The organism is Lwoffella lincolnii, from assembly GCF_037201985.1.
GTDB classification, from domain to species: Bacteria; Pseudomonadota; Gammaproteobacteria; order Pseudomonadales; family Moraxellaceae; genus Psychrobacter; species Psychrobacter lincolnii.
Genome location: NZ_CP147511.1, coordinates 418242 through 430276 on the forward strand (window position 1 = coordinate 418242; position 12035 = coordinate 430276).

General features: G+C 44.6%; 12 protein-coding genes and 2 tRNA genes. 13 read left to right on the forward strand and 1 reads right to left on the reverse strand.

The window, feature by feature from the left end; all coding sequences use genetic code 11:
* Positions 1-35: 35 nt before the first annotated feature.
* The 12 genes from rapA (at position 36) to panD (ending at position 9935) form a co-directional block, all read left to right on the forward strand.
* A complete protein-coding gene (gene rapA / locus WDM69_RS01900) occupies positions 36-2957 on the forward strand; it encodes an RNA polymerase-associated protein RapA (protein ID WP_338755566.1) in 2922 nt (973 codons plus the stop codon).
* A gap of 136 nt (positions 2958-3093) precedes the next feature.
* Positions 3094-3765, forward strand: a complete 672-nt coding sequence (ccmA, locus tag WDM69_RS01905; RefSeq protein ID WP_338755567.1) for a heme ABC exporter ATP-binding protein CcmA — start codon at positions 3094-3096, stop codon at positions 3763-3765.
* Positions 3762-4511, forward strand: a complete 750-nt coding sequence (locus tag WDM69_RS01910) for a heme exporter protein CcmB (protein ID WP_338755568.1) — start codon at positions 3762-3764, stop codon at positions 4509-4511. Before ccmA ends, WDM69_RS01910 begins: the two co-directional genes overlap by 4 nt.
* A gap of 187 nt (positions 4512-4698) precedes the next feature.
* On the forward strand, positions 4699-5478 hold the full coding sequence (locus tag WDM69_RS01915; RefSeq protein WP_078307608.1) for a heme ABC transporter permease: 780 nt from the start codon (positions 4699-4701) through the stop codon (positions 5476-5478).
* 46 nt (positions 5479-5524) lie between these two features.
* Positions 5525-5716 (forward strand): heme exporter protein CcmD, encoded by a 192-nt coding sequence (gene ccmD, locus WDM69_RS01920; protein ID WP_411350594.1) that lies wholly within the window; start codon positions 5525-5527, stop codon positions 5714-5716.
* A gap of 96 nt (positions 5717-5812) precedes the next feature.
* Positions 5813-6313 carry a cytochrome c maturation protein CcmE gene (gene ccmE / locus WDM69_RS01925; RefSeq protein WP_078307499.1) on the forward strand — a complete coding sequence of 167 codons (501 nt, stop codon included), beginning with the start codon at positions 5813-5815 and terminating at the stop codon, positions 6311-6313.
* A gap of 95 nt (positions 6314-6408) precedes the next feature.
* Positions 6409-6484: transfer RNA gene (locus WDM69_RS01930), tRNA-Gln, on the forward strand.
* A gap of 214 nt (positions 6485-6698) precedes the next feature.
* Positions 6699-6774, forward strand: a tRNA-Gln gene (locus WDM69_RS01935).
* A 152-nt stretch (positions 6775-6926) separates the two neighbouring features.
* On the forward strand, positions 6927-7877 hold the full coding sequence (locus tag WDM69_RS01940) for a ribose-phosphate pyrophosphokinase (protein WP_078307500.1): 951 nt from the start codon (positions 6927-6929) through the stop codon (positions 7875-7877).
* A gap of 297 nt (positions 7878-8174) precedes the next feature.
* Complete coding sequence (locus WDM69_RS01945; RefSeq protein WP_338755569.1) at positions 8175-8861, forward strand: 50S ribosomal protein L25/general stress protein Ctc; 687 nt, start codon at positions 8175-8177, stop codon at positions 8859-8861.
* 50 nt (positions 8862-8911) lie between these two features.
* Positions 8912-9493: an aminoacyl-tRNA hydrolase gene (pth, locus tag WDM69_RS01950; RefSeq protein WP_338755570.1), complete on the forward strand. Its 582-nt coding sequence runs from the start codon at positions 8912-8914 to the stop codon at positions 9491-9493.
* Between the two features lie 61 nt (positions 9494-9554).
* The gene (gene panD / locus WDM69_RS01955; protein WP_338755571.1) at positions 9555-9935 is read left to right on the forward strand and encodes an aspartate 1-decarboxylase; all 381 of its coding nucleotides are present in this window, start codon (positions 9555-9557) and stop codon (positions 9933-9935) included.
* A 239-nt stretch (positions 9936-10174) separates the two neighbouring features.
* On the opposite strand, the gene WDM69_RS01960 is transcribed toward panD, so the two are convergent.
* Entirely contained in the window at positions 10175-10822 is a 648-nt protein-coding gene (locus tag WDM69_RS01960; protein ID WP_338755572.1) for an RDD family protein, read from the reverse strand.
* Between the two features lie 246 nt (positions 10823-11068).
* Between WDM69_RS01960 and rocF the strand changes: the two genes are divergently transcribed.
* Positions 11069-12001, forward strand: coding sequence for an arginase (gene rocF, locus WDM69_RS01965; protein WP_338755573.1), 933 nt, complete (start codon positions 11069-11071; stop codon positions 11999-12001).
* Positions 12002-12035 lie beyond the last annotated feature (34 nt).

The window sequence follows — 12035 nt, forward strand, 5'->3', positions numbered from 1 at the left end:
AAGTTTTTACCTAACTGATGAATAAGACCTAAGCTATGACCGTTGTGAATTCTGAATTTTCCATTGGACAACGATATCTATCCGACACTGAAGCCGAGCTGGGTCTGGGCGTGGTGGTGGCAGTAGATGACCGTTGTGTGCATATTTTGTTTGCTCAAAGTGAACAGACTCGTGCCTATGCCAAAGCGACTGCACCACTATCACGAGTGACGTTTAAGGTGGGCGATACCATCACCGATCAAGATGGCAATCACCATACGGTAACGGGCGTTTCTGATGTCATGGGTGTGCTGAAATATGATGTGGCAGGACAAAATAAAGGCATCATGGAAACTCGCTTGTCCGCCACCATCACGCTTGCTAAGCCCTTAGAGCGATTACTGGCAGGGCGTGTGGCACGCAGTGATTGGTATGAGTTGCGTCAAGACATTCTAAGAATGCAAACCGCCATCAATGCTCACCCGCTAAAGGGCTTGATGGGAGCAAGGGTAGACATCATTGAACATCAGTTATACATTGCTCATGAAGTGGGCAAACGCATCGCCCCACGGGTGTTGCTTGCTGATGAGGTGGGTTTGGGTAAGACAGTGGAAGCAGGGCTGATTATCCATCAACAGTTATTGTCAGGCAAAGCTGAGCGAGTGTTGATATTGGTACCAGACAGCTTACAATATCAATGGATGATTGAGCTAAAACGTCGGTTTAATCTGGATTTTGCCTTGTTTGATTTGGTGCGTACCGCTGCCATCAAAGAGCATGATGCAAAGCAGAATGTATTTTTGACTGAGCAGTGCATCATCGCAGGGATTGATTTATTGCTTGACCATCATGATTTGTATGAACAGGCAATGATGGCAGGGTTTGATTTGTTGGTGGTGGACGAAGCCCATCACTTACATTGGGACTCAGAGCAAGGTGGTAATGATAAATATGAGCTGGTTGCTGATTTTGCCAGACAGACCGCAGGTGTGCTTTTGCTGACTGCCACACCCGAACAGTTGGGGGTGCAGAGCCACTTTGCACGATTGCGATTACTTGACCCAGACCGTTTTGATGATTTAGATGATTTTATCGCAAGCTCCGATGCCTTTGCCAAAACCGCTCAAGTTGCCCATGTGTTGATGAGTGATAAGGTACTTAATGACGCTCAGATTGGGGCGTTAGAAAGCCTGCTTGGGCATGATTCTGGCAAACTTGCCAACATCAACCATGATGATAACCTAAAAACGCATGTGCTAAACGATTTGTTAGACCGACATGGCACAGGGCGTGTGTTGTTTCGCAACACACGTGACAGTGTGCAGGGATTTTATGGACGTTGTTGCCAGTCTTATCCGTTGCCATTACCAAATGATTGGCAAGGCAGTTATCAAACCACAGGTAAGCTTAAAGAACAGCTTTGGGGTGAAGAAAATCAGCCAGATGGCAGTTGGTTGGAAGCTGATCCCAGAGTACCTTGGCTGATTGATTTGCTTAAAACCACCTTAAAATTTGATAAAGTGCTGTTAATTGCACGCAGTGGGGCGACCATCGAAAGCCTAGAAGCTGTGCTTAGATTGCATGCAGGCATCAAAACCGCCATCTTTACCGAACAGATGAGTTTGCTTGAGCGTGACCAAGCGGCGGCATTTTTTGCTGATGAAGCAGGCGCTCAGATTTTGTTGTGTTCTGAGATTGGCTCAGAAGGGAGAAATTTTCAGTTTGCCAGTCATTTGATATTGTTTGATTTGCCTGCCAACCCAGATACCCTAGAACAGCGTATTGGTCGCCTTGACCGTATCGGTCAGCATCAACGCATCACTTTGCACGTTCCGTATGTGCAAGGCACGGCTCAAGAGCGATTGTTTCGCTGGTATGATGAAGCGTTAAATATATTTAACCAAATTTCCCCCACCGCCCAAGCGGTACAAGAGCAGTTCATTTATGAGCTAAAGCCACTGTTAGAAGGCAAATTACCCAACAATCAACAAGTGCCAGATGGTTCACATCTGACAGCGGTTAATGAAGCGGTCAATAAACAGCTAAGCGAGCTGATAGACGATGCCAAGCACACCCGTCTGCAGTTAGAAGCCGAACTGCAAGCAGGGCGAGATAAGTTGTTGGAATATAACTCTTGCCGTCCCAAAGTGGCTGGTCGCATTGTGGCTGCCATGCAAGAGCTTGATGATAATAACGTGTTGCCCATGTTTTTTGAGCGGTTTTTGTCGGTGGCGAACATCGACCACAGTGAACAGCGTGATGGCACTTGGGTGTTACATCCACCTGAAAGTGATGGCAAAGAGTCGGGCCATTTTGACGGCTTGCCCATCAGCGAAGATGGCATGACCATCACCTTTAATCGTAACCAAGCCTTGATGCGAGAAGACATCACCTATTTGACCCATGAGCATCCTTTGATGCAAGCAATCTATGAAATGGGCAGTACAAGCAGTTTTGGCAATACTTGTGTCGCCATGCTACATACCAACGCCATGCCAGAAGGCACATTGATGTTGGAAGTCAACTTTCAAGTGCATGCCATCGCCCCAAAACTGTTGAATCTGATGGCAGTGTTACCCAAACGCACCTTGCGAGTGTTCATCAGTGAGCTGGGCAAAGACTTGTCCGATGCCATTTCTGCTGAGGTACTGGCTCCTTATATCAGCAGATTGGATAACAACCGAGCCAGACAAGTGGTTAAGCTTCGTAGTGAGGTCATTAATAACCGCTATCAACAAGCCCAAATGTTGGCACAAAGTCAGCTTGATGGCATCAGTTGTACCGCCAAAGAACGCTTTAGTACCCAATGGCAGCGAGAGATTGACCGCTTGAGCCAATTACAAGCCATCAACCCCAATGTGCGTGACCAAGAAATCGAACGGCTAAAATCGCTAAAGGCCCAAGGTGAACAAGCACTTGGTGCTTTATCGCTCACACCTGACAGCATTCGAGTACTGGTGGCGGTGAAACCGTCTTAAACTTCAATTACTTAAACTTCAGTTACTTAAGTTTAAATGCTTATGGTTTAAATACTTATGTTTAAAAATTTAAGCCACTTAAGAATAAAATACTTAAGCCTAAATAAGAGAAAAAAACAATAAGAGAAAAAATACCGTGCTTGAGCCAGACATCATCACCAACAGCGATAACCCCCCTTTGCTTAGCTTAAAACAAGTCGATGTTGGGCGTGGTGAGTTTATGCTGTGTCAAGGGGTTAACCTAACACTGAATGCAGGTGATATTTGCCATCTGATTGGGGCGAACGGCACAGGCAAAACCACCTTGCTTATGCAGCTGGTTGGTATGCTACCAACCATCAATGGGCAGATACATTGGCATGACACTCCCCCCCCTTTATTTGTGTCGCATCAGCTTGGCATTCACCCCAATCTTACTGTGGCGCAGAACTTGAACTTTTTGCTCAATTTATATGGCATTGATGCCAAAACTGACACCAAAACCCATGCACAAGCCCTTAACGCAAACCTTTTATCTGATGCTTTGGCATGGGTGGATTTATTGGGGTATGATAATTTTTTGTGTCAGCAGTTATCAGCAGGTCAAAGTAGGCGAGTTAACCTTGCACGATTGGCGGTGATGACCCCTAGGCATACCCCCGTTTGGCTGTTAGACGAGCCCTTAACCGCCTTAGATGTGGCAATGGTGGCAAAGCTTGAACAGCGTCTACAAGCGTTTAGTGAACAAGGCGGAGCGGTACTGATGACCAGTCACCAAGCGTTGAGTGTGGCAAATAAACAACTGGACTTAAGTGAGTATTTGCCATGACCCAATATTCCCCCACTGGGCCTACTGCCCCTACCTCCACAACTTCCCTGACGGCCAAACCCACATTCAATCATGGCATCTGCTTTACCCAACTTTGGCAACGAGAGTGGGCGGTTAAGCGTCAAGGGGCGGTACAGTGGTTGTATCCGTTGGTGATGTTTTTATTAATCATTACCTTATTTCCGTTGGCGATTGGCAGTGAGCCGATGTTATTGAAGCGGTTGGCTGTCCCTGCGGTGTGGATAGCAGCATTGCTGTCATTGGTCATGGGCGCTGAGAACATTTTTAAGCCAGCGTTGGACAATGGCACATTGGCACAGTTGGTAACGGCAAACGCGCCACTTGCTTTATGGGTGCTTATTCGTTTGGCATTGCATTGGCTGTTTGGGGCAGGGTTGGTGGCGATGTTAAGCTTACTTGCGGTGGCGTTGTTTGGTTTGCCTTGGGGTGAAGCGGGTGTGTTGCTGGTATCCATTTTGGTGGGTAGTCCGATGTTGCTCATGCTCTGTGCCATTGCCAGTAGCCTGACACTGTCGCTAAAAAATGGGGCGGTACTTGTGCCACTTATCGCCTTGCCATTACAACTGCCGATTTTGATTTTTGCCACAGGAGCGGTTGATCTGTACGCCACGGGCATGAATGCGTTGCCGATATTGGCGTTGTTATTGGCTGGCAGTATCCTTGCTGTGTTGATTGTGCCTTGGCTGGTGGGATATGTGCTAAAAATGGTGTGGATGAGTCATTAGGTTTTTTGGGTCATTGGTGTCACGTGGAATAATCTTATTGAGACAACAATAGCAGATGAATTTTATGTAAAAATTGAGTAAAATGTCAGACCATCACTTATCACAAGTAATTTTTAACAATCAATGTTAACTTTTAACAACGAATGTTAACAACCAACCAATTTTAATAACCAACAAGGTTTTAATTATGGCAACTGCCAAGCAATCTTCTGGTGTGTTTAATCGACTGTGGCAAGGCTTTTTAACCACAGTGGGAACACGTCAGTTTTTTGCCATTTTTGCCCCTTGGGTCAAGTGGTTAGCCATCTTAGGCAGTATTTGCTTGTTTATTGGCAGTATTTGGGGTTTGGCGTTTGCACCACCCGATTACTTACAGGGCAACAGCTACCGCATTATTTTTATCCATGTGCCTACTGCCAGCCTTGCCATGTCAATATACATGGCAATGGCGGTGCTTGGGGTGATATTTTTGGTGTGGAAAATCAAGACTGCCAACCTTGTTGCTCAGGCCATTGCTCCCATTGGGTTTTTATTGTGTGTGTTGAGCCTTTTAACAGGTTCTATTTGGGCAAAACCAACATGGGGGACGTTTTGGGTGTGGGACGCTCGCTTGACCAGCATGCTGATTTTGGCATTTTTATACGCAGGGGTCATGGCGTTATTTGCTGCTTTTGAGCATACTCCAAACCGTGGTAAAGCCGCTGCCATTTTATCCATGGTGGGAGCGGTTAATTTACCGATTATCAAATATTCTGTAGAATGGTGGAACACCTTACACCAAGGAGCGACATTCACCTTAAGAGATGCCCCTAAAATGACCGCTGATATGTGGTTACCATTGCTATTGATGCTGATAGGCAGTTATCTGTTGGTGGCAGCATTGGCAATCTATCGCACCAACACATTGATACTCAAACGTGACCAAAGCAAAGCATGGGTGCAAAATCTGATTCGGCAAGAATCTTAAACCAATCAGTAAGATAAGACAATCAGTAAGATAAGAGGTGATGCGTATGATACAGCCCTATTTTTATAGCATTGCTGAGTTTATTGCCATGGGTAAGCACGGTGTGTATGTGTGGTCTTGTTGGGGCATTACGGTATTTATGGTATTGGGGCTGATGTGGTTTAGCCGTCAGCAACGCAAGCAGTTATTACAACAACTAAGACAGCAATCATTACGCCGTACCAATGTTAGACGTTAGGGCTAAATGTTAAAACATCAGACGTTAAATTCAAACCATCATTAAATAGGGTGCTTTTAGCACCGCCAACACACCTATTTCATTTTGAGAAACACGATGAACACCGTACGGCAAAAAAAACTGATGTGGGTCATGGCAACCTTGGTTGGGGCAATCATCTCCGTGGTTTTGGTGATTTATGCCATTGGGCAACAGACTGACTTTTATTTTGACCCCACGTCCATTCAAGCAGGACAAGCCCCACAAAACAAACGAATCCGAGCAGGGGGCATGGTGGTCGCTGGCAGTGTTAAACGTGATCCAGCCGATCCGCTTAATGTGCAGTTTGCCATCACAGACTTTAAAGCAACTGTGCCTGTGCGTTATGAAGGTATTTTGCCAGATTTATTTGCTGAAAACTCGGGTGTGGTGGCAACAGGTGAGCTACAAGGTCAAACCTTTATCGCCAGTGAAGTACTGGCGAAACATGATGAAAATTACATGCCACCAGAAGTTGCCAAATCACTCAAACAAGACCATGCCAACCGTGGGGTACAACCCAGCTCCGAGCAATTCACCCCAGCCAGTCCAGTCAATCAAACCACCACGTTAGAATAAGAACATGCGTTAGAATAAGAGTTAACTGGTATTTTAAAAAAATGCGTAAAAAACTTGCAAATTAAAAAAAGGCATGTATAATAACCCCCCCATACAGGGGTATCGCCAAGTTGGTAAGGCATCAGGTTTTGATCCTGACATGCGTTGGTTCGAGTCCAGCTACCCCTGCCATTTCTCTTTGAATGGTAAGACTTCATCTTAAAAAAGAGATTTTTAACGATTTTTAACTTTTAACGATTTTTAACAATGCACCATCTGTTAAAACAGACAAATTATTGATCGTTATTTATCAGCCAATACATTGACAATTATCCCCTTTTTTCGGTATAGTTTGCATCATTGTTGTGGTTATGATATTCAGCTTATAATAAACCACCCATTATCTAGGGGTATCGCCAAGTTGGTAAGGCATCAGGTTTTGATCCTGACATGCGTTGGTTCGAGTCCAGCTACCCCTGCCATTTTTTTCTATCTTTAAATTCTTATTGTGGTATGCCACTGCTGACGTCAATTCCCTGACGTGTCTTTTCATGGTTGCGTCATTTTTTGATTGGGTTTTGTTCATTTTGTCAACGGCTTGGATGCTCACTTATCAATTTATAGGACGTGACCCATGCCTTACTTGGCGATATTCACCGGCAATGCCCACCCAGAACTTGCAAAAACCGTCGCTGACCACTTACACATTCCTTTGGGAAAAGCAGATGTGGCTCGCTTTTCAGACGGTGAAATTGCCGTTGAAATCAATGAAAACGTGCGTGGCAAGGACGTGTTTATCCTACAACCCACCTGTGCCCCCACCAATGATAATTTAATGGAAGTCATGATGATGGCAGATGCGTTGCGTCGCTCCAGTGCTGGTCGCATCACCGCTGTCATGCCTTATTTTGGTTATGCTCGTCAAGACCGTCGTCCCCGTTCGGCTCGTGTGCCCATTTCTGCCAAAGTGGTTGCTGACATGATGGACATTGTCAGTATTGACCGTGTCATGACCGTGGATTTGCATTCTGACCAAATTCAGGGATTTTTTGATATTCCTGTGGATAATTTGTATGGTACGCCAGTGTTGCTCAAAGATTTGCGTCAACAAGGCTATGAAAATCTTATGGTGGTCTCGCCTGATGTGGGCGGTGTGGTGCGTGCCAGAGCCATGGCAAAAGTGTTGGGAGATGCTGACTTGGCAATCATTGATAAACGCCGAGCACGTGCCAATGAAGCTCAGGTGATGCACATCATCGGTGATGTTAAAGACCGTGATTGTGTGATTATCGATGATATGGTGGATACCGCTGGCACACTGTGTAAAGCTGCCGCTGCCTTAAAAGAGCATGGAGCAAGACGAGTATTGGCTTACATTACTCACCCTGTGTTATCGGGTAATGCCATCAAAAACATTGAAGGCTCTGAGTTAGATGAGATTGTGGTTACCGACACCATTCCATTACGTGCTAATGCTCAGGCGTGTGATAAAATTCGCCAAGTTTCCATTGCTCCGATGTTGGCAGAAAGCCTACGCCGTATCAATAATGAAGAGTCTATCAGTGCGATGTTTGATTATCTCTAAGTATTTTACTGATGATTGCCCTAGCATTTAGCAAAAAAAATGGCTACAATAAGCTGTCTGCATTTTTTGTTCTAATGACATCATATCAATGGCATATCAATGTCTCAATTTAGCAGATTGATATGTCAGTACAAACAAAATGCCAGTACAAACAAGATGGGATAAAACAGGGCAGTTAAGCAGTCGCAGTATGGGACTGGGCATGATGGTGGGTTGGTCGCAAACCCACTTTTTTTATCCATGTTTTATCCTTATTTTATCCATGCGTTTTTTATTCTCCCTATTTAGGAAAATCCCATGAGTAACAATCAATTTCAATTAAATGCGGTTAATCGCAGTGCTGAACAGCAAGGCAAAGGTGCGAGCCGCCGCTTGCGTAAGCAAAACTTAGTCCCCGCCATCATCTATGGTGGTAACGAAGAACCAACTGCCATCGCTGTTAAATATAATGAGCTTATTAAGGCATTGGAGAACGAGGCATTTTTCTCACACATCTTGACCATTAATGTTGATGGTGATGAACATCAAGCGGTTATTAAAGACCTACAGCGCCACCCTGCCAAAGGTGTGCCACTACACGCTGATTTTATGCGTATCGTTAAGGGTCAGAAGATTCATATGAATGTGCCTGTACATTTTGAGGGCAAAGAAGACGCTCCAGGCACTAAAGAAGGTGGCATCTTATCTACGTTAGTCACTGATGTCGAAATCATCTGTTTACCATCGCGCCTACCAGAAAGCTTGGTGGTGGATGTGTCTAAGATGCAAATTGGGGATACTTATCACTTGTCAGACATCGTGTTGCCTGAAGGCGTGGTCATCTATGAGCTTGAGCAAGAAGATGGCACTGACCGTACCATCGTTAATATGCAAGCACCAACAGTTGAAGAAGTGGATGAAGTGAAAGCTGAAGATGCTGATGTTGCTGTCGATAGTGATGACATACAAGCACAAGCATCTGATGATGACGATGATGAAGCCTAAGATGATGATAAGTAATCCATTATTATCAGCCAATTTAGGTCATTCATTCTATGTCCCAACTTAAACTCATCGTTGGGCTTGGCAATCCAGGTCAGCAATATGCTCAAACTCGGCATAATGCTGGCTTTTGGTTTGTGCATCATTTGGCAAAAACGTATGGCATCAGCATGAATATGGATAAAAAGTTTCATGGTCTTGTTGGTCATGGTCATATTGAAGGGGGTAATGTACGGCTGTTATTACCCCAAACCTTTATGAATGCCTCAGGACAAGCGGTGATGCCCTTAGTGAATTTTTATGGCATCGTTGCTAATGAAATTTTGATTGCTCATGATGAGTTGGATATTGATGCTGGTGCCATCAAGCTTAAGACGGGCGGAGGGCATGGCGGTCATAATGGACTAAGAGACATCACCCCACACATTGGCAATGATTTTCATCGGTTGCGTATTGGCATCGGTCATCCTGGGCATAAGTCAAAAGTGTCTGGGTATGTGTTATCTAAACCGTCATCTGATGAGCAAATTGCGATAGATAATGCGTTGCAAGCCAGTTATGATGCCCTGCCTTTATTGATGCTGGGGAATATTGAAAAAGCCCGTAACCAAATTAACAGCTTTAAGCTGTCTTGATTAAAACTGTCTTGATTTAAATCACCTGATACCCATTCATAAAAGCCATAGAGGTAAGCGTATGCAGCTTGAATTACTCAAATGCAAGATTCACCGTGCCAGAGTCACTCATGCTGACTTGCATTATGAAGGGTCGTGTGGCATTGATGGTGATTTGCTGGATTTGGCAGGCATGCTGGAGAACGAATCCATTGATATTTACAATGTTACCAATGGCAAACGCTTTCGTACTTATGTCATTCGTGCTGAATCTGGCTCAGGCATCATCTCTTTAAATGGAGCGGCGGCTCACATGGCTGATTTGGGGGATATCATCATCATCTGTGCCTATGCTCGCATGAATGAACAGCAAGCCAACCAACACAAGCCTAAGCTGGTGTATTGCAATGAAGATAATACGGTGAAAGACACTGCGAATGTGATTCCCGTGCAGGTGTTGTAGGTTAAGGTTAAATCGGTTGGTAACTTTAAGTTGCTCTAAATTTGAGTTGCTCTAAATTTAAGTGGTTCTAAACTTAAAATTTCCCAAACCGAATAAAGCAAACCAAACCGAGTCAATGGCATGACTCGGTTTTTGTTTGTTGGTGATGTGATGAATGTGCATGTCATGTGCTTTTATTGGCGATACACTGTGGCTAGTACAGACAGCGGTTTTATTGGTTGGTCATTTGTGGGGGTTGGCTATTTGTTGTGGCTTTTGTGCTGTTTTTTAAAAGATTGCCACAGGCTTTTGTGTTGGATTTTGGGCATTTTTAGGGTTAAGGTTTGTGACAGCAAGTCATGCACTGCCAAACCACGGCGGTTTAACCAACAAAAACCATAATTAAACAGCAAGCCCAAAAATGCACTGAATACCATCGCCATGCGTGAACCATGCAACAACCAACCAATGAAGCCACAGACGAATGGCAACACACACGCCGATAAGATACGCATAAAACTTTGTTGCCATGACAACAGCTGGCCATCAGTGCCGACGGTCTTTAACCGCCATGTCTGCATGCCCAAAGTCTGCCCCGCTCGTCGCCAAAATATGCCATAAAATCCCACCAGCGTTAGCACAAAACTGGGGGTCAATATCAAGTTTTGATACCAATTTGGTAACTTTTGGGCTTCTTGTGATGTTGTGCCAACTGGCAGCAGCATCAGTGTGCCAATCACTGACAACACCGTTCCCACCAAAAACAACAATGCCAAAATTAACATGCCGTCATAAATGATGGCAATCAAGCGAGTGGTTGGTTTGGCAATGGTGGGTTGTCCGTTGGTGATGCTGACAGTTTTTATGCCTGTGGTATTGGCTGGGTGTTTGGGGGGTAAGGTTGGCATAAGAAGAGAATGAATTTAATGACATTAAATAAATATGTGGTACAAATATATGGTAAATATATGGTATAAGTACATGGGACAATTCAACGTGAATTATATCATATGGTGTTTGAGTATGACTGGCAGATGTTGTATAGTCAATTTTTTAAACTCTATTTTTTTTAACCCAGATGACCATTTAACTCAAATAAATCTTAGAAAATTTGAACAATCAAGGACATTTGACCAATCAAGGACACATGACACATGACAAACAAACCCACCATTGCTTTAATAGGTGCCCCAACCGATGTGGGCGCAGGTGTGCGAGGCGTGAACTTAGGGCCTGATGCTCTACGCATTGCTGACATTGATAAAGCCATTGAACAATATGGTTTTACTGTCATTGACCGTGGCAATTTGCAAGGTCCAGCCAACCCCAATCAGCCCCCTGTGAACGGCTACCGTCATTTTGATGAAGTGGTTGCATGGAACAAAATGGCACACGATGCTGTGTATGATGAGCTTAAAAATGGCAACTTTCCCATTTTGATGGGAGGAGACCATTGCTTAGGTTTGGCATCATTGACCGCTGTGGCACGCCATTGCCGTGAGCAAGGCAAAAAATTGCGTATCCTTTGGCTTGATGCTCATGCGGATTTTAATACCAGCGAAATGACTCCATCAGGCAACATTCATGGCATGCCTGTGGCGTGTGCTTGTGGCTTTGGTCCTGATGCGTTAACCACCATTGGTGGTGTCAAAGGAGCGATTAGCCCAAAAGATGTGTATCAAATCGGTATCCGCAGTGTGGACGCTAAAGAAAAATACTTCATCAACGAAAAAGGCATAACTGTCTTTGACATGCGTTATATTGATGAAAATGGCATGCGTCATACCATGGAACAAGCGTTAAAAGACTTGGATGATGACACGCACTTACACATCAGTTTTGATGTCGATTTTCTTGACCCAAGCATCGCCCCAGCGGTTGGCACAACGGTGATGGGCGGACCTACCTATCGTGAAGCGTCATTGTGTATGGAGATGATTGCCGATACTGGTTTGATGGCATCTTTGGACATCATGGAGCTAAACCCAACCCTTGATGAACGCAACCGCACCGCAGTCATTATGGTGGATTTTATTGAATCCTTGTTTGGTAAATCCACCCTAGTCAGACCTGACACAACCCAATAATTCAAATCATTCATGGACATATTTTTTTAAGGAC